General features: G+C 32.7%; 14 protein-coding genes. 12 read left to right on the top strand and 2 right to left on the bottom strand.

Annotation, left to right across the window (positions count from 1 at the left end):
* Nucleotides 1-43: 43 nt before the first annotated feature.
* The 10 genes from pheS (at nucleotide 44) to J6Y29_01090 (ending at nucleotide 13797) form a co-directional block, all read left to right on the top strand.
* A complete protein-coding gene (pheS, locus tag J6Y29_01135) occupies nucleotides 44-1063 on the top strand; it encodes a phenylalanine--tRNA ligase subunit alpha (GenBank protein MBP5426496.1) in 1020 nt (339 codons plus the stop codon).
* A 22-nt stretch (nucleotides 1064-1085) separates the two neighbouring features.
* The gene (locus tag J6Y29_01130) at nucleotides 1086-3473 is read left to right on the top strand and encodes a phenylalanine--tRNA ligase subunit beta (protein ID MBP5426495.1); all 2388 of its coding nucleotides are present in this window, start codon (nucleotides 1086-1088) and stop codon (nucleotides 3471-3473) included.
* A 15-nt stretch (nucleotides 3474-3488) separates the two neighbouring features.
* Nucleotides 3489-4829, top strand: coding sequence for a glucose-6-phosphate isomerase (locus J6Y29_01125; GenBank protein ID MBP5426494.1), 1341 nt, complete (start codon nucleotides 3489-3491; stop codon nucleotides 4827-4829).
* A gap of 22 nt (nucleotides 4830-4851) precedes the next feature.
* The gene (locus J6Y29_01120) at nucleotides 4852-6594 is read left to right on the top strand and encodes a phospho-sugar mutase (protein ID MBP5426493.1); all 1743 of its coding nucleotides are present in this window, start codon (nucleotides 4852-4854) and stop codon (nucleotides 6592-6594) included.
* A gap of 22 nt (nucleotides 6595-6616) precedes the next feature.
* A complete protein-coding gene (gene thrS, locus J6Y29_01115) occupies nucleotides 6617-8524 on the top strand; it encodes a threonine--tRNA ligase (GenBank protein MBP5426492.1) in 1908 nt (635 codons plus the stop codon).
* Nucleotides 8525-8538: 14 nt separating this feature from the next.
* Nucleotides 8539-9369, top strand: coding sequence for a thymidylate synthase (gene thyA, locus J6Y29_01110; GenBank protein MBP5426491.1), 831 nt, complete (start codon nucleotides 8539-8541; stop codon nucleotides 9367-9369).
* A gap of 151 nt (nucleotides 9370-9520) precedes the next feature.
* Nucleotides 9521-11053, top strand: a complete 1533-nt coding sequence (locus tag J6Y29_01105; GenBank protein ID MBP5426490.1) for a YifB family Mg chelatase-like AAA ATPase — start codon at nucleotides 9521-9523, stop codon at nucleotides 11051-11053.
* 64 nt (nucleotides 11054-11117) lie between these two features.
* The gene (locus J6Y29_01100; protein MBP5426489.1) at nucleotides 11118-12497 is read left to right on the top strand and encodes an RsmB/NOP family class I SAM-dependent RNA methyltransferase; all 1380 of its coding nucleotides are present in this window, start codon (nucleotides 11118-11120) and stop codon (nucleotides 12495-12497) included.
* Nucleotides 12498-12516: 19 nt separating this feature from the next.
* Nucleotides 12517-12891 carry a carbohydrate-binding protein gene (locus J6Y29_01095; GenBank protein MBP5426488.1) on the top strand — a complete coding sequence of 125 codons (375 nt, stop codon included), beginning with the start codon at nucleotides 12517-12519 and terminating at the stop codon, nucleotides 12889-12891.
* A 24-nt stretch (nucleotides 12892-12915) separates the two neighbouring features.
* Nucleotides 12916-13797 (top strand): YegS/Rv2252/BmrU family lipid kinase, encoded by an 882-nt coding sequence (locus J6Y29_01090; protein ID MBP5426487.1) that lies wholly within the window; start codon nucleotides 12916-12918, stop codon nucleotides 13795-13797.
* 18 nt (nucleotides 13798-13815) lie between these two features.
* Here J6Y29_01090 and J6Y29_01085 read toward each other — a convergent pair whose 3' ends face one another.
* Both J6Y29_01085 and nrdR read right to left on the bottom strand, forming a co-directional pair.
* A complete protein-coding gene (locus J6Y29_01085) occupies nucleotides 13816-14907 on the bottom strand; it encodes a DUF1972 domain-containing protein (GenBank protein ID MBP5426486.1) in 1092 nt (363 codons plus the stop codon).
* A gap of 13 nt (nucleotides 14908-14920) precedes the next feature.
* Nucleotides 14921-15373 (bottom strand): transcriptional regulator NrdR, encoded by a 453-nt coding sequence (gene nrdR, locus J6Y29_01080; GenBank protein MBP5426485.1) that lies wholly within the window; start codon nucleotides 15371-15373, stop codon nucleotides 14921-14923.
* Nucleotides 15374-15511: 138 nt separating this feature from the next.
* On the opposite strand from nrdR, the gene J6Y29_01075 reads away from it, so the two are divergent.
* A complete protein-coding gene (locus J6Y29_01075) occupies nucleotides 15512-17821 on the top strand; it encodes a DNA internalization-related competence protein ComEC/Rec2 (GenBank protein MBP5426484.1) in 2310 nt (769 codons plus the stop codon).
* A 315-nt stretch (nucleotides 17822-18136) separates the two neighbouring features.
* Nucleotides 18137-19399, top strand: coding sequence for a glycosyltransferase family 2 protein (locus J6Y29_01070; GenBank protein ID MBP5426483.1), 1263 nt, complete (start codon nucleotides 18137-18139; stop codon nucleotides 19397-19399).
* Nucleotide 19400 lies beyond the last annotated feature (1 nt).

Here is a 19400-nt window from a genome sequence, read left to right as displayed (position 1 = left end):
CGAATGTAGCAAAGTAATTACTAAGGGAGGTTTTAATAAATAGATGGAGGCACAGTTAAGAGAGTTACAAAAAAATGCAGAAGAAGAAATAGCAGTTATAGATAGTTTGTCAGCGCTAGAGGATTTTAGAATAAAGTATTTGGGTAAGAAAGGGAATCTTACATTAATACTAAGAGGCATGGGGAAATTGACGAAAGAGGAACGTCCTATTGTAGGTGGAATAGCAAATCAAGTAAGAGAGTACATAGAAAATATAATAGAGAAGAAGAGCGAGATTTTAAACGAGAAAGAGTTAAAGGAGAAGCTATCAAAGGAAAAAATAGATGTTACAATGCCAGCTAAAAGAAATAAGAGAGGTAATAAGCATCCGTTGACTAAGACTATAGATGAGATAAAAAATATATTCATAGAGATGGGTTATGAAATTGCGGATGGACCTGAGATAGAAACTAACTACTATAATTTTGATGCGTTGAATATTCCTAAGGATCATCCAGCAAGGGATACTCAAGATACTTTTTATATAAATGATGATTTTGTGTTAAGAACAGCGACATCACCAGTACAAATTAGAATTATGGAAAATAGAAAACCGCCAATAAAGATAATATCACCAGGTAAGGTGTATAGATCAGATGAAGTTGATGCGACACATTCGCCTATATTCCATCAGATTGAAGGATTGGTAGTTGATAAGAATGTTACAATGGGAGATTTAATAGGAACAATAGAAGTGTTTGCGAAGAAATTATTTGGAGAGGACACTAAGATAAGGCTAAGACCTCATTATTTCCCTTTTACCGAGCCTAGTGCAGAGTTTGATGTATCGTGTTGGAATTGCAAAGGTGAAGGATGTAGAACGTGTAAAGATGAAGGCTTTATTGAAATATTAGGTGCAGGAATGGTTCATCCAAACGTGCTTAAGATATGTGGAATTGATCCAAATGAGTATAGTGGATTTGCGTTTGGACTTGGAGTAGAAAGAACGACAATGGGTAGATACAATATAGATGATATAAGATTATTTTACGAGAATGATGTAAGGTTCTTAGAGCAATTTTAGACGAAAGGGTGATTTAGGAGAGATGAAGGCTACACTTAGTTGGATAAACGATTATGTTGATATAAAGGATATAAGCGTAAAAGAGTTTGTAGACAGGATGACGGTAACAGGCTCTAAAGTAGAACGAATAGAGAGTTTGGGAGAAGATATACAAAAAGTAGTTACAGGAAAGATCCTAAAGTTGGATAAACATCCAGATGCAGATAGGCTCCAGGTATCAAAGGTGGATGTTGGTGATGAAGTTTTACAAATTGTTACTGGTGCAACTAATATAAGCGTGGGAGATGTTGTGCCTATAGCTAAAGTTGGAGCGACATTGCCTGGAGGAGTAAGAATAAATAAAGGTAAATTAAGAGGCGTTGAGTCGCTTGGTATGATGTGTTCAATAGGCGAGTTAGGTTTGTCTAAAGAAGACTATAAAGATGCATGCGAGGATGGTATATTTATATTAAACCAGAACTTACCGCTTGGTATTGATGTGAAAAAAATTTTAGGGCTAGATGAAACAGTGATAGAGTTTGAAATTACATCGAATAGAGTGGATTGTTTTAGTGTATTGGGTTTAGCAAGAGAGGCAGCAGTTGCATTTGATAAAGTGCTAGAGAAACCTATGATAAATTTTACAGAAGTTTCAGAAAAAGCAAGCGATGTTATGAGCGTGGATGTATTAAACACAGAGTATTGCAAGAGGTATGCATTAAGGGTGATAAAGAATGTTACGGTGTCTGAGTCACCAAAATGGATAAAAGATAGATTAAAAGGTGCGGGCATTAGGCCAATCAATAATATTGTGGACGTGACTAACTTTGTTATGTTGGAATTAGGGCAACCAATGCATGCTTTTGATTTGGCTAAGATTGATTCTAATAAAATAATTGTGAGAGATGCAGATCCTGGTGAGAAGATAGTGACATTAGATGAAGTGGAAAGGACATTGGATGCAGATACTTTGGTTATAGCTGATAATGAAAAAGCACTTGCAATAGCTGGGATAATGGGAGGAGAGTATTCAGGGATTTCTTCTGATACGAAAGATATTGTTCTTGAGTGTGCTAATTTTGATGGAGCAAAGATAAGATTAGCGTCTAAAAAATTAGGGCTTAGAAGTGACTCCTCGGCGCTATTTGAAAAAGGTCTAAACATAGATAATGTTTTGTTGGCAATGGATAGAGCAACAATGTTAATTGCCGATGTTGCGGGAGGAGAAATTTTATCGGGAGTTTTAGATTCGAACGATGTACCAGTGGTGACAAAGTCTATGAATATAGATTGTGATAGAATAAATAGACTTTTGGGAACTAATATTCCAGATGAACAAATGTTTTATATATTAGAAAAATTGGAGTTTGCTGTGGATAGAGAGGCTATGAGGGTGACAGTGCCAAGCTTTAGAAGTGACATTGAAGGTATAGCAGATTTGGCAGAGGAAGTTGCCAGAATATATGGATATAATAATATAAAATCAACATTATTAGAGAGTGTTTCACCAACGGTAGGAGGCAAAAATAAGAGCCAGAAGGTGGAAGATAGAATAAAGGAAGTGTTATTGGCAAATGGATTGTACGAGACTTTAACGTATACATTTACGGGGCCAAAGGTTTTTGATAAATTGAATTTGGATAAAGATTCAAAGCTTAGAGATGTTATAACTATATCCAATCCACTAGGTGAAGATTATAGCGTTATGAGAACAACTCCGGTGCCCGAGATGCTAGAATCTATTGGTATAAACTATAGTAAGAGAAATGAGAAGGCACACTTGTTTGAAGTATCCAAAGTGTTTTTGTGGGATGATGAGAAGAAATCGCCAGTGGAAAAAGAATTGGTGTGTATAGGTATGTATGAAGAGGTTGACTTCTATGTTTTAAAAGGAATAGTTGAAGAAATTTTTGATGAGTTAAAGATTAGAAATTATGCTTTTAAACCTTGTGATAATTGCAAAATATTCCATCCAGGAAGATGTGCTAATGTGTTTATAAATGGGCAACTAGTAGGAACATTAGGAGAGATACATCCTGTAGTTACAAAAAATTATAAATGTCCTGAAAGAACATATGTTGCATATATAGAAAAGGAAAAATTAGTTAAAAATAGTGTAGATAGAGAAGAGTATAGAAAGTTGCCTAAATTTCCTGCCGTAGCAAGGGATATATCATTTAAGGTGTCAAAAGATGTGATGGCAGGTTCTGTAGAAGATATTTTAAGGCAGAGAGGTGGCAAGATACTAGAAAGCTTTAAATTGTTTGATGTATACGAAGGAGAGCAAGTGGGAGAAGGACAAAAGAGTATGGCATATTCGTTGGCGTTTAGAGCAAGTGATAGAACGTTAACTGATGACGATATAGATAAATCAATGAAAAAGATAATTGATGGGTTGCAAAGAGAACTAAAAGCTACGTTAAGAGACTAAGGAGAGATAAATATTATGATTAGACTAGATTATAAAAAGGCGAGTAGTTTTTTTGGTGAGCATGAGATAGATGGCTTAAGTAAGCAAGTTGCAATAGCTCATAGTATGCTACATAATAAAAGTGGACTAGGTAATGACTATGTTGGATGGGTAGACTTACCTGTTAACTACGATAAACAAGAATTTGATAGAATAAAAAAGGCGGCAAAAAAAATACAAAGTAATACGGATGTGTTTTTGGTTGTTGGAATAGGTGGATCGTATTTAGGTGCTAAAGCGGCAATAGATTTCTTGTCGCACACATTTTATAATAATTTAAGTAAGGAGCAAAGGAAGACTCCAGAGATTTATTTTGTGGGGAACAATATAAGTTCAACCTACCTTTGTGATTTATTTGATGTGATAGATAAAAAAGAAGTTTCGCTTAACGTTATATCTAAGTCAGGAACAACAACAGAGCCTGCGATAGCGTTTAGAATATTAAAGGAATACATGGAGAATAAGTATGGCAAGGATGAAGCAAAAAATAGAATATACGCAACAACAGATAAAGCAAGAGGAGCATTAAAGAGTCTTGCAACTAAAGAAGGTTATGAAACATTTGTTGTGCCAGATGATATAGGTGGAAGATATTCTGTTTTAACCGCGGTGGGATTGTTGCCAATAGCAGTGTCTGGAGCGGATATAGATAAATTGATGGCTGGTGCAAAAAATGCGTACGATTTGTATAATAATGAAAATATATATGAGAATGATTGTTATAAATATGCAGCTATCAGAAATATACTATACAGAAAGAGTAAAACAACAGAAATCATGGTAAATTATGAACCATGTCTTCATTATTTTACTGAATGGTGGAAGCAATTGTATGGAGAGAGTGAAGGAAAAGATGGAAAAGGAATTTTCCCTGCAGGAGTGGATTTTTCAGCTGATCTTCATTCAATGGGACAATATATACAAGATGGACTAAGAAATATTTTTGAGACTGTAATAAAAGTTGATAAACCAAGAAGGAGTATAGAAATAAAAGAAAATCAAGATAATTTAGATGGTCTAAACTTTTTGGCGGGTCGCGATCTAGATTTTGTTAATAAAAAAGCGATGGAAGGAACATTACTTGCACATACAGATGGAGGAGTGCCTAATTTGGTTATTACAGTGGATAAATTGGATGAGTATACATTAGGGAATATGATATACTTTTTTGAGAAGGCGTGTGGCATAAGCGGATATTTGTTAGGTGTTAATCCATTTAATCAACCTGGAGTAGAGGCGTATAAGAAGAATATGTTTGCGCTTTTAGGAAAACCTGGCTTTGAGGCACAAAGAGAAGAATTAGAGAAGAGACTTTAAGAGGGAGGATAAGCTATAAAAAATGGAGGCTATATATAAAGATCGATATAACGAATGGTTAATTAGTAGGTACATAGACGATGCTACCAAAAAAGAGCTTTCATCTATAAAAGATATGGATGAAATAAAAGAGAGGTTTTGTAAAGATCTAGAGTTTGGTACGGCTGGACTAAGAGGGATAATTGGTGCGGGTACTAATAGAATGAATATATATACCGTAAGAAAAGCATCTTTTGGATTAGCGGATCACATAAAGAGTAAGGGTGAAGAAGCTATGAAGAGGGGTGTGGTTATAGCATATGATTCAAGGTTTAAGTCTTATGAATTTGCAGAGCAGGCGGCAATGGTTTTGACTAACAATGGAATAAAGGTATATCTATTTGATGAGTTAAGACCTGTTCCGGAATTGTCATTTGCGGTAAGATACCTTAAGGCAGAGGCTGGGATAGTTATAACAGCAAGTCACAATCCAAAGGAGTATAATGGATACAAGGTATATGGAAGTGATGGTGCTCAGATATCATTGCAAGATGCAGATAAGATAGCAAATAGAATAGATAGAGTAAAGGATATATTCAAGATAGAAGTTATGTCTATCGAGCATGCAAAGGAAAAAAAGTTACTAGAAGTGATAAGTAGTAATGTTGATGATGTATACATAAACAATCTAAAAACGCTTAGTATAAATCCAGAGGTGGTAAGAGAGGCAAAGGATTTTAAAATAGTGTATACTCCTATTCATGGTACAGGTAACAAGCCTGTTAGAAGAATTTTAAAAGAGATTGGTTTTAGTAATGTGTTAGTTGTAAAAGAACAAGAGCTACCAGATTGTGAGTTTAGGACAGTTGAGGTGCCAAATCCAGAGAATATGAATGCATTGACTATGGCAATAGATTTGGCGAAGAAGGAGAACGTTGATTTGGTTATTGGTACAGATCCTGATTGCGATAGAGTAGGCATTGCAGTTAAAAATAGTAGTGGAGATTATATTGGATTAACTGGCAATCAAATTGGATCATTGCTTATGGATTATATTTTGTCGCAAAAAGATCAAAAAGGTAAGCTACCTAAAAAGAGCTTTGTTGTAAAAACAATAGTTACAACAGAGCTAGCCAGGAAGATAGCTTATACATTTGGGGTTCATGTTGAAGAGACGCTTACAGGATTTAAGTATATAGGACAAAAGATAAAAGAGCTTGATGAAAATGGAGATTATACATATTTATTTGGATTTGAGGAGAGCTATGGATATCTTGCTGGAACATTTGCAAGAGATAAAGATGGTGTAGTAAGCTCCATGCTGATAGCTGAGATGGCAGCATATTATAATAAAAAAGGTATGACGTTGTATGACGCATTGCAAGCGTTGTATAAAAAATATGGTTATTATTTGGAGAGTGTTAAAGCGTATACACTAAAAGGGTTAGATGGACAAGAGAGAATAAAGTTTACTATGAACGAGTTAAGGTATAATAAAGATGATAATCTAAAGAATCTTGGTGTTTTAGCTAAAAGAGATTACAAAAGAAGAATATATTTAAATATGGTTACGGGGAAACAGGAAAAGTTAGATTTACCAGAATCAGATGTTTTATATTACGAATTAGGGAATAATGAGTGGTTTTGCGTAAGACCATCAGGGACCGAGCCTAAAATAAAAGTTTATTTCGGTGCTGTAGGCAAAAGTTATGAAGAATCTAATAATAGATTAAAAAGTTTTAGAGAGAATGTCTTGAAAATAGTTGAGGAATTGTTATATAATTAGTATCAAAAAGGGGGGACCTATAGTGATAAAAATTACACTAAAAGATGGAAGTGTTAGGGAATATACAAAAGGTATTACTGTAAAAGAGATAACAGAAGATATAAGTAGAAGATTAATGCAGGATGCTTTGGCTTGTGAAGTTGATGGAGAGTTAAGAGATTTGCGGTACGAAATCAATCAAGATGCGACGTTAAATATATTAACATTCGAAGATGATGGTGGAAAGTCAGCTTATAGGCACACCGCATCACATATAATGGCGCAAGCTGTTAAACGATTATTTAAGGATGTAAAACTTGCTATAGGTCCATCAATAGATAATGGGTTTTATTATGATTTCGATTTTGATAGGACATTTACAACAGAAGATTTAGAGGCAATAGAAGAAGAGATGAATGTTATTATAAGAGAAGATTTGCCTATAAAGCGTTTTACTATGCCAAGACAAGAGGCAATAGATTACATGAAGAATTTAAGTGAGCCATATAAGGTTGAGTTGATAGAAGATTTGCCAGAAGGAGAAGAGATATCTTTCTATAAGCAAGGTGAGTTTGTGGATCTTTGTGCAGGACCGCATCTTATGTCAACAGGGAAGGTTAAGGCAGTTAAGCTTATGTCAGTTGCTGGAGCATATTGGAGAGGTAACGAGAAAAATAAGATGCTTCAGAGAATATATGGTACAGCATTTCCTAAAAGAAAAGAGTTGGACCTTTATTTAGAGAGAATAGAAGAGGCTAAGAAAAGAGATCACAGAAAAATTGGTAGGGAGTTGGATCTTTATACAATATTAGATGAAGGCCCAGGTTTTCCGTTCTTTTTACCAAAGGGTATGATTTTAAGAAATATACTAGAGAATTTCTGGCGCGAGGAACATAAAAAGGCTGGATATCAAGAAATAAGAACTCCTATAATACTAAACGAGGAGTTGTGGCATAGATCAGGGCACTGGGATCACTATAAAGAGAACATGTATTTTACCAAGATAGATGAAGAAAATTATGCAATAAAGCCTATGAATTGTCCTGGAGGAATGTTAGTGTACAAAAGAAGGCTACATTCATATAGGGACTTACCGCAGAGAATGGCAGAGTTGGGGTTGGTGCATAGGCACGAGTTGTCAGGAGCATTGCACGGATTAATGAGGGTAAGATGTTTTACTCAAGATGATGCACATATATTTATGACAGATGATCAGATAAGAGAAGAGATAATTGGTGTAATAGATTTGATAAATAAGTTTTATGGAGTATTTGGGTTTAAGTATCATGTGGAATTGTCAACAAGGCCCGAAAATTCAATGGGTTCAGATGAACAATGGGATTTGGCTATTAATGCGCTAAAAGGAGCATTAGAAAATAAGAAAATGTCTTATTCGATAAATGAAGGAGATGGAGCTTTTTATGGCCCTAAGATAGATTTTCACCTAGAGGATTCTTTGGGTAGAACATGGCAATGTGGAACAATACAGCTAGATTTTCAGTTACCAGAAAAGTTTGACCTTATGTATATAGGAAGTGATGGAGAAAAACATAGACCTGTTGTGGTACACAGGGTTGTGTTTGGTAGTATAGAAAGATTTATCGCGATACTAACAGAGCATTATGCGGGAGCGTTTCCAGTATGGTTGGCACCGGTGCAAGTGAAGTTGTTGGCTATACATGAGAATCAACATGAGTATGTTTTGGCTGTACAAAAGAGATTGGAAGAAAAAGGAATAAGGACAGAGGTAGACTTAAGAAGCGAAAAGATAGGGTATAAAATAAGAGAGGCGCAGTTAGAAAAGGTGCCATATATGTTGGTTATAGGTGATAAAGAGGTAGAAAATAATGTTTTGGCTGTAAGAAGTAGAAAAGATGGAGACAAGGGATGCCTTAGTGTGGATGAATTTTTGGCAGAGGTTTTGCGAGAAATAGAGGATAAAATCATATAGTGGAAGGTGAAAATATGAGTAAGGCAGACGAGATATTTATACATATGTGTAATGATATATTAGACAATGGTGAATCATCGGAAGGTCAAGTAATAAGAGCTCGATGGGAAGATGGAACACCTGCTCACACAATAAAGAGATTTGGTGTGGTAAATAGGTATGATATATCAAAAGAGTTTCCTATTATTACGCTAAGACCTACGGCATTTAAGCTTGCAATAGATGAATTGCTTTGGATATGGCAGAAAAAATCAAATAATATAAAAGAATTAGGTAGTGCTATTTGGAATAGCTGGGCAGATAAGAATGGATCAATAGGTAAGGCGTACGGATATCAGTTGGGTAAGAAACATAAGTATAAAGAAGGTATGTTTGATCAAGTAGATAGAGCAATATACGACTTAAAGAATAATCCGTATAGCAGAAGAATTATCGTGAACATGTACAATCATGAAGATTTGCACGAGATGAATTTGTATCCATGTGCTTATAGTGTTACATTTAACGTGACAAAGGGAAGATTAAACATGATATTGAATCAGCGATCTTCAGATGTATTGGTGGCAAATAACTGGAATGTATGTCAATATGCTATACTTATGCATATGATGGCGATAACAGCAGGGCTTAAAGTTGGAGAGCTAGTGCACGTGATAGCTGATGCGCACATATACGATAGGCATGTGCCGTTAGTAAGAGAGATGTTAAAGCGGGAGACTTTTGATGCGCCTAAGTTAATTATAAATCCAGATGTGAAGGATTTTTATGAATTTAAGGTAGATGACTTTAAACTTGAAGGATATAAAAAAGGAGCCAGTATAAAGGGTATTCCTGTTGCTATATAGGTTGAATTTTATAATAATACAGGGAATTAAGAAGGAGTGATGCGATATTATAGATCGAATAGCTCCTTAAAAAAAACACTTTTGGTAATCCCTTGACATTTTTGTATTTTTATAGTAAAATATACAAAAACGTGTCAAAGGGAGTGTTATTTTGTTTTCTAAAGTAATAAGTTGTGGAATTGTAGGAATAGATGGATATTTAATAGATGTCGAGACGGATATAGATTTTAGAGAAGGAGTATTTGATGTAGTAGGATTAGGTGATACGGCAGTAAAAGAATCAAGAGAGCGAGTAAGATCGGCAATAAAAAATTCAGGATTTGAGTTTCCAGAGGGTAAAGTGACAATAAATTTAGCTCCGGCTAATGTGAGAAAAGAGGGCTCTGTGTTAGATTTATCAATAGCACTGGGAATACTTATAGCATCGGGTAAAGTGAGGTTAGAGGCTGTTTTAGAGTATGCCTTTGTAGGAGAGTTATCATTAAATGGAGAGGTAAAGCCAGTAAACGGTACATTATCCATGGCTATGAAGTGTTTAGATGAGGGAATAAAAAGCATAGTTGTTCCGATGGAAAATGCAAAAGAGGTTGGGGTGGTAAAAGGAATTGAGGTACTTCCTATTAAAAATATAAAAGAGATAATAAATCATCTAAATGAAGTAGAAAAAATTTTACCATATGATTTAGAATTAGAGGATACATTCGAAAGAAAAGTATCATATGATGTTGATTTTTCTGATGTTAGGGGACAACCAACGGCTAAGAGGGGACTAGAAATTGCAGCGAGTGGAGGGCACAATTGCCTTTTAATTGGAAGCCCTGGTAGTGGTAAGACTATGTTAGCTAAGAGACTGCCAACTATATTGCCACCACTTACGTTTGAGGAATCGCTTGAAGTAACAAAGATACATAGTATAGCTGGTACGTTAAAGCCAAATGAATCGCTTATAAGAAATCGTCCATTTAGGAGTCCTCATCATACGATATCCAATATAGCTTTAATAGGAGGTGGAAAGTATCCAAAACCTGGGGAGATATCTCTTGCACATTATGGAGTATTGTTTTTAGATGAGGTGCCAGAGTTTAGTAAAGTGGCGTTGGAAGTATTAAGGCAACCGCTGGAGGATGGGAATATTTCGATATCCAGAGTAAATGGAAGTGTAGTTTATCCAGCTGAGACTACGTTAGTATGTGCAGCGAATCCGTGTAAGTGTGGGAACTATTTGGATGACAAAATTCCATGTACGTGTACACCAAGGCAGGTGCATCAATACATGAGTAAATTAAGTGGACCATTATTAGACAGAATAGATATACAGATTGAGATGAATCCAGTAAAGTACAAGGAACTAAACGATACAAAAAAGGAAGAAAGTTCTTCTGAAATAAGGAAAAGGGTTATACAAACAAGGAAGATACAGTTAGATAGATATAAGAATATGAAGATATTTTCAAATTCACAGCTTAATGGGCGGTATTTAAATAAGTTTTGCAAACTAGATGATAATTGCAAAATATTGCTAAAACAGGCATTTGATAAGCTAAATTTGAGTGCAAGGGCATATAGTAGAATACTTAAATTGTCTAGGACACTTGCGGATATGGAACAAAGTGAAGATATAAAGACATGGAATATAGCGGAGGCTATACAATATCGAAGTTTAGATAGAAAAAATCATGGTTAAAAAAAATAGATGACGTGGACACTATGTGGTATAATAGTTACAAAAGATTAGAGAGGATAGTGTTATGAAGTTACCACAAGATTTTAAAGAAAAGATGAAAAATATTTTAGGGGATGAATATGATGATTTTATAAAATCCCTTGATCAAGATAGATTTTATGGGCTAAGAGTAAATACACTGAAGATATCGGTGGAAGATTTTTTAAAGATATCGCCATTTGAGTTAACGCCAATAAAGTGGACCGAGGATGGATTTTATTATAATAAAAACGAATCGCCAGGAAAGGATCCATATTATTATGTGGGATTATATTATATACAAGAGCCTAGTGCGATGCTTCCGGGGAATATTATAGATGCAAGAGAGGGAGAGAGGATATTAGATCTTTGTGCAGCGCCAGGAGGAAAGAGTGTGCAAATATTGGCGGGACTAAAGGGGAAGGGACTGTTAGTATCGAATGATATTAGCCCTAAAAGAGTTAAGGCATTAATTAAAAATGTGGAGTTGGTTGGCGCTAAAAATGTGGTAGTAACTAATGATACGCCAGAAAATTTAGCCCAATGTTTTTATGAGTATTTTGATAAGATATTAGTTGATGCACCATGTTCAGGAGAAGGAATGTTTAGAAAAGATAGTGATGCAATTAGAAGCTATAATAAATTTAAAAATGAAGAATGTAGTAAAATGCAAATTAACATACTTAAAGAGGCACATAAAATGTTACGAAAAGGGGGGAGGCTGGTATATTCCACGTGTACTTTTGATCCTTTAGAGAATGAAATTACAATAGATAAATTTACAAATGAATATAAAGAGTATAGAATATTAAAAATAGATAGGGTAGATGGCATAGATAAGGCGAAGAAAGAATTTTACCATGGAGATCAGGAAATAGAGAATGCAGTTAGATTATGGCCACATAAATTAAAAGGAGAAGGACATTTTGTAGCCATGCTGCAAAAAGGAGAAGATGAATTAGGTGGTAATAATTGTAAAGAAGATGATATAAAATATATAAATTTAGATAAAAAACATATAGAAGCGTTTAGGGATTTTCAGAAAGAGAACCTTAATATAGAATTAAAGGGGATATTCAAAAGAGAGGGAAATAGCTTATATATGGTGCCAAAAGGTTTGCCTAGTATGGATAATATTAAAGTTGTGAAGTATGGATGGTATTTGGGGGATTTTAGAAATTATAAATTTGAGCCATCGAATTCATTAATAATTTCTCTTAATTCTGACGACATAAAAAATACGATATCGTTACCATATAATTCTTGTGAGTTAATAAGGTACTTAAAGGGAGAGACATTAATAAGAAGGGAAAAAGATAATGGCTACGTGGGTATGCTTTTAGATGGATTTACTTTAGGCTGGGCAAAACAACAAGATTACATTTTGAAGAATCTTTATCCTAAAGGATGGAGGAAAATAAATTAACAAAAGGTGGGATTAAAAAATGTTAAACAAATCTAAGATGTATGAACAAAATGGTTTATTTTTATCTAAGCAAAAGATGGCAGTGGGAGATGAAATAACAGTAGGATATAAAGGGTTGTTGTTAACAAGTGGTGCACAGCAAGTTTATATGAGAATAGGATACGGAGAGATGTGGGATGGCTGCGAGGATATGCCAATGATGTTTTCAGATGGTATGTTCAAAATAAAATTTAAATTAAAAAAAGAGGGACAGTTAGGAATGGCATTTAGAGATCCTGCAGAAAATTGGGATAATAATTCAGGACAGAATTATAATTTTAATGTAGAGAAGAAAGTTAGTAAAGTAAAGAAAGCAAAATGTGATATAAAAGCAAAAAAGAAAACTAGAAAATAATTAAGACAAGGATGATGTAAGCTTATGAGAAAAGCAATTCTGGTGTATAATCCATTATCTGGAGCGCGTTTTATAGTAAATAAGTTAGGGTATATTTTTGATAAATTTCAAAGTATAGGAGTGTTGGTGCAGCCGTATATATTGGAGTTTGATAAAACACACGAGTTACTTTACACATTAAAAAATGAGGAATATGAATTTATTATGGCAGCGGGCGGAGATGGTACGATAAACTACGTGGCTAATGTTTTGATGCAAAGTGGATTAAATATTCCACTAGGAGTGATTCCAGCTGGCACATGTAATGATTTTGCAACATGTATAGGAGTTTCAGCAAGTTTTGATACAAATATAGATGTGATACTAAAGGGTAAGATAAAACATGTTGACATAGGTCTTTTGAATAAGGAAAAATATTTTCTTAATACCTATGCAGGAGGGGCTTTTGCGGACATATCTTTTAAAACAGATAACGAATTAAAGAAGAATTTAGGTGCGTTTGCATATTATATAAAGGCGCTAAGTGAAGTAGCAAATATACGATCGTTTAAGCTTACAATAAACACGGATGAGGGAGAAATAAAAGAGGATGCAATTTTGTTTTTTATAACGAACGGAAAGAATATAGGTGGCTTCACTAATATAGTAAAGAAAGCAAGTATAACTGATGGGATGATGGATATTGTTGTATTAAAAGAATGTTCTCATATTGATTTGATAGGGTTATTTTTCAAGGTGTTAAATGGAACAATAGATGATAATCCTAATGTAAAAATTTTTAGGTTTAAGAAGTGTTTTATAAGCGCTAATAGGGAGATAGTATCAACCGTGGATGGGGAAAAAGGAGATTCATTACCAGTTGTTGTTGAATTTATAAATAAAGGTTTGAAGGTATTTGTTCCTTAAAAGTTTAGGTATAGAAATCTAAAACAAATTTTCTATAGTTTTTACAAGATTTAATACTTTTGTATTGTCTAAATCAAGCTTAGAGAAAGGCTTAGAAGGTGTTAAAGAATCAGCCTTTTTAATTACGTCTAAAAAGTCTTTTTCATCGAAATATAATTTATTTGAAAGTTTTATATTTCGATTGAAAGGGCTTTTTATAATTAAGTGTAAAATATCAAGGTCAGTATTTAAAAATTGCTTATTTATACCCAATAAACTGTAGTGTATAAGGGCTATACAATATTTCATTAGATGATAAATTAAATGCTCAAATCGAGATATATTAAGAAAAAGTATTCTTTTATCCTGACTTGAATCTAAAGACATTGATTTTTTAAATGAAGGAGAATCTTTTTGACACAGTATTACAAGTTTTTTGGTAGTATTAGATTTACTAAACCAATTGAGTATATTAAATATGCCACCAAATTGAGAAAACTTTCCAATTACAAGATAATAATCATATGGTTTAATATCAAACTGACTTAAAAAAGAATGAAATTCATTATCTAAGACTGATAAATCATAGGGTAAGTTTATAATTAAAGGATTAGTTCTTTTATAAGTTTCTTTCAAATATGAAGTTAATGTATTAGCGGAAGATAGCAGTATATCGCTAAATCTAACGCAAAAATATTCAGACAAGGACCAAAGTTTTCGTACTAAGAATGTCCAGCCATTAATAACATCTTTTTTGCAATATACAAACAAAGATGTATTAAATAGTTTAAATTTATAAGTGAAAAAAGGTAGGAAAATACCACTACGAGTAGAAAAAAGTACAATAGTGGAATTTGTTATATGATGTTTTTTTATATATCTAAAAGTTTTATATATACTAAAAACGTCATAGAACCAGTATGAGAAAGGTCCTAATCCTGGAACATGTACCTTAAAAAAGGTTGTTTTATTTGTATTTGTTGGCAAGAATCTTTTTTTTCTAACAAAGCATGATATATGGTATGAAACATAAGGATTAGTAGATTTTTTGGATAAGGAGTTTACAATACTAAATATAAAAGGATCATAAAAATTAAAACTTTCTTTGCCTAATAAAAATATATGTTTCACAAAGTAGCCTCCTCTATTTTTTTAGTAATTTTTGTAACTCTTCTATAAAGGCATTTATGTTTTTAAACTGTCTATAAACAGAAGCAAAACGTACATATGCCACATCATCTATATCTTTTAGTTTATCCATCACAATCTCACCTAGAGTACAAGAATCAATTTCCTTTGTCAATGATGTTAAAATTTGATTTTCTATATCATAAACTAGATTTTCTAAAGTTGAAACAGACACAGGACGTTTTTCGCAGGCTCGAAGTAAGCCACTAAGCATTTTGTTTGCGTCAAATTCCTCGCGAGTCTTGTCTTTTTTTATTACCATTAGAGGAATATTTTCTATCTTTTCATAAGTAGTAAATCGCTTGTGACATTTAAGGCACTCACGTCTCCGCCTAATTGAAGAAGAGTCTTCATTAGGTCTAGAGTCGATTACTTTATCTTCTATATGTGAACAATATGGGCATCTCATAAAAAAATCTCCTTTAAGTTTGATAAGATAATTATATCAAATGTGGTGCTATATGTACAGAAAAGAAAAAAACTACATATATTGACAAATATTTCAATATATGTTAATCTAAAAAATAGAAAGGAGTAATATAGAGTTTTGAAGTTTCCAAGTATAGTATTTTTGATTTTTAATGTATTAGGAATAGTTTTAGGAAACGTAACATCAAGTTATACTATATGCTTAGTTATAGAATTGTTATGTTTGTTAGTTGTAATTTTTATAAATAGCAAGAATAAATTAATATATTTTATTGCTATTTTATTCGGTATTTATGGTAGTTTTATAACAGTACATATGAAATTGGACACAAGTTTTTCACGATACAAAGGGAAAAATATCAGAATAAATGCGAATATTATATCAGATAAAACAGTGAAAAACGATAAGTATTGTTATGTTATAAAAACAACAAGAGTACAATTTAAACAAAAAAGAGAAGAAATAGCGAGAAAATTGTTATTAATAACAGATAAAGATTTATTTGAAGATAATTATACATACGGTAAAGAGATATATTTTGTAGGAAAAGTTAAATTACCAACTAACAGTAGAAATATTGGGGGATTTAATTACAGGACATATTTATATGAGAAGAATATATATGGAACAGTTTTTGTAAAGAGTGATCTTATAAAAATTGGAGACAAGACAAAAAGTAATAAGATGTTAGAGATAGGAATTAAGCTACGACATAAAATATTTAAAATTATGGATGAGATGTTGGCGCCGAGGGAATCAGCTTTATTAAAAAGCATGTTGGTAGGGGATACGCAATATTTATCTTGTGATATGATTAAAAAAATTAGAGAATACGGCTTAGCTCATTTACTTAGCGTATCTGGCATTAATATAGTGTATATAGTAATAATATTTAGAAGTATATTAAAATTAGCCAAGATTAGATACAGATTAGTTAACTCAATATTAATTGCAATACTTGGCTTATATGTGCTAGTAGTTGGTTTTACTCTATCCTTAATAAGGGCTACTATAATGACGGTTTTAAGTTTAATGGGAGAGATATTATTTTATAACTCTGAAACCTTGTTAAATTTAATTGTTGCAGCATTGATAATATTGATTATAAATCCATTTTCATTTTACAGTATGGGTTTTCAGTTTAGTTTTATTGCCACGTTGTCTATAATTTTATTTGCACAAAAAATAAAGGAGTATTTAGAAAAGAAGCCTATTAACAAAGTATTGATAGAGATATTGTCAGTTAGTATTGCAGTAAATATAGGTGTTTTGCCTCTAGAAGTTTACTATTTTAATAAACTTTCCTTAAGTTCTATATTAATAAATATATTAATATCTAATGCGCATAGTGTTAGTGTTTTTGCTGGAATAATTATGCTTATTGTAAGAAAAATAAGTTATATTTTAGCTAAACCTATAGCTATTTTGATAGAGATAATGCTTAAGTTTATTTTTATAATAGCAAAAGGGCTATCTAGCATACATTTTTTAACAATAAATATAGTATATATAGGGATTACAGGTATTATGGTGTACTATAGTATCGTTTTAAGTATTTTTATGTACAAAAAATCTGATAAAGCAAAAATTTTTTTCAACAAATATAGGAACATTATAGCAGGGATAATAATGATTATAATACTTTTGTATAATTTTGCACCCAGAGATTTCAAAATAAACTTTATGGATGTAGGACAAGGAGACTGTATTTTAATAAAAACAAACCATAATAAAAATATTTTAATAGATGGAGGAGAAAACATAAATGCTTCAGAAATTATAAAAAATAAAGTGACTAATATAGATGTTATGATAGCGACTCATGGTCATATGGATCATATAGGAGGATTAATAAATGTTGTAAATAGTGTAGATGTTAACAAATTAATTATACCTGATACAAATTACAGAGGAGATATGGATAAGTTAATATCACAAATAGATACACGAAAAACGCATATATATAAATGTAAAAGCCGAGATAATATTATTATTGATAAAGATACAATAATTGAGTTTTTGAATCCAGATATAAATAGAGAATTAGAGGGAGAAAATGATAATTCGTTAGTATTTAAGGTGAAATATAAGGATAAAAATTTTTTGTTTACGTCTGATATAACCAAAGATTGTGAAGAAAAAATGGTGAGTAATAAGTTAAATTTAAGAGCAGATATTTTAAAGGTTGCGCATCATGGGTCAGAATACTCAACGAGTGAGGAATTTGTAAGAAGAGTAAATCCCAAAATTGCAGTTATTAGCGTAGGGGAAGATAACAGATTTAATCATCCATCAAAAGTAGTTTTAGAAAGATTAAAGAATAATAATATAGAGGTATTTAGAACTGACGAATGTGGTCAGATAATTATTGCTACCAACGGGAAAAGAATAAGAATTTTTAGAAAAATTATAAATTTTTGCCGATAGAAATTGCTGGTAGATTATTTTTTAATATTGTATAGTGAAAAAAAGTGTGTTATAGTATGCTGGTGAAGTTTTTGAGAAATCTCTACATAATTAAACAAAAAGATTTGTGTTAGTTTATGTAAAATTATTTAATTTGTATACTTGATATTATAGCGGACATATTATAAACTATAAGGAGGGTCGAAGAACCTATCGCATTTATGATATTTGTAGTAATTGTATTAAAGTACTGGTTGGCAGTATAAGTTGTTTATTTATATTGATGGTTTTACAATATTTGTATGTATAAATGATTTTTTGGCGAGGGGTATAAAAATGAATTTATCTATTAATGAAATTAGTTCAATAATTGGTTTTATTTTGCAAGTCTTGTTGTGGATAGTATTTATATATTATTTTATTGTATCAGCGTTTGGTTGGCTAAAAAGAGGGGAAGTGCCAGCAACGGAGTTTCCTGTGAAGAATAGGTTTGCAATATTAATAGCAGCGCACAATGAAGAAAGGGTCATAGCTAGTGCTGTAAGAAGTTTAAATGACATAGATTATCCCAAGGACATGTATGATATATATGTTATAGCGGATAATTGTGATGACAAAACGGCCGAAATAGCGAGAGAGGTTGGTGCTCAAGTTTATGAAAGAGTTGATAGTGTAAAAAAAGGAAAAGGATACTCGCTGGAATGGATGTTTAACAATCTATTGGCCATGGAAGTAGAATATGATGCTGTTTGTATACTTGACGCAGATAATTTGGTTTCTAAGAATTTCTTCTTAGAGATGAATAAAAGGTTGTGTCAGGGGCATAAAGTAATACAAGGATATTTAGATAGTAAAAATCCGGAGGATTCATGGATATCAGCTAATTATTCTATAGCATATTGGATAAGTAATAGATTGTTTCAGTTGCCAAGGTATTATTTAGGCCTAAACTGTGCATTAGGTGGTACAGGTTTTGTTATGAGAATGGATGTTTTAAAAGAGATAGGCTGGGGAGCAATTTGTCTTACAGAAGACTTAGAGTTTTCGCTAAAGTTGATACAAAAGAATATGAAGGTTGCGTGGTCACATGAGGCAGTAGTTTATGATGAAAAGCCGCTTAGGCTTGTGCAATCGTGTAGACAGAGAAAAAGATGGATGCAAGGGCATTGTGATTGTGCAAGTAGATATTTAAAAGCACTACTTATCAAAGGGATAAAGGAAAGAGATATGGTTGCGATAGATGCTTCGTTGTATTTGATACAACCATTTGTGATTGTTATAAGTACGGTAAATGCGTTTGTAAGGGGTATAATAGGTTTATGTTGTTTAGACATAGCTACTTTTAGTGGAAAAGATGTGCTTTTGTTTTTGGTATTGGTTTTAGTAGTGACGTACGTTAATATATTATTTGTGGCAGTAGAAGGGAAATTTTCACCTAAAGTAGGAGTATATTCTTTGTTATTGCCGATATATAGCTTGACGTGGGTTCCTATAATAATAGCAGGTTTTATAAATAGACGTAAGAAAGAATGGGCACATACAGAGCACACTAGAAATTTGGAGATAAATGATATGCATGGACTGGAAAAAGCAGGTTAAG

The organism is Clostridiales bacterium (assembly GCA_017961515.1).
Taxonomy (GTDB): domain Bacteria; phylum Bacillota; class Clostridia; order Acetivibrionales; family RGIG10202; genus RGIG10202.
This window is presented reverse-complemented; position numbering and strand designations above follow the sequence as displayed.

Excerpts from the sequence above, each read along its gene's own strand:
- nrdR (MBP5426485.1), bottom strand. The coding sequence starts at position 15,373 with ATGAGATGCCCATATTGTTCACATATAGAAGATAAAGTAATCGACTCT.
- J6Y29_01070 (MBP5426483.1), top strand. The coding sequence starts at position 18,137 with ATGAATTTATCTATTAATGAAATTAGTTCAATAATTGGTTTTATTTTG.
- J6Y29_01100 (MBP5426489.1), top strand. The coding sequence starts at position 11,118 with ATGAAGTTACCACAAGATTTTAAAGAAAAGATGAAAAATATTTTAGGG.
- J6Y29_01125 (MBP5426494.1), top strand. The coding sequence starts at position 3,489 with ATGATTAGACTAGATTATAAAAAGGCGAGTAGTTTTTTTGGTGAGCAT.
- J6Y29_01130 (MBP5426495.1), top strand. The coding sequence starts at position 1,086 with ATGAAGGCTACACTTAGTTGGATAAACGATTATGTTGATATAAAGGAT.
- J6Y29_01120 (MBP5426493.1), top strand. The coding sequence starts at position 4,852 with ATGGAGGCTATATATAAAGATCGATATAACGAATGGTTAATTAGTAGG.
- J6Y29_01095 (MBP5426488.1), top strand. The coding sequence starts at position 12,517 with ATGTTAAACAAATCTAAGATGTATGAACAAAATGGTTTATTTTTATCT.
- pheS (MBP5426496.1), top strand. The coding sequence starts at position 44 with ATGGAGGCACAGTTAAGAGAGTTACAAAAAAATGCAGAAGAAGAAATA.
- thyA (MBP5426491.1), top strand. The coding sequence starts at position 8,539 with ATGAGTAAGGCAGACGAGATATTTATACATATGTGTAATGATATATTA.
- J6Y29_01090 (MBP5426487.1), top strand. The coding sequence starts at position 12,916 with ATGAGAAAAGCAATTCTGGTGTATAATCCATTATCTGGAGCGCGTTTT.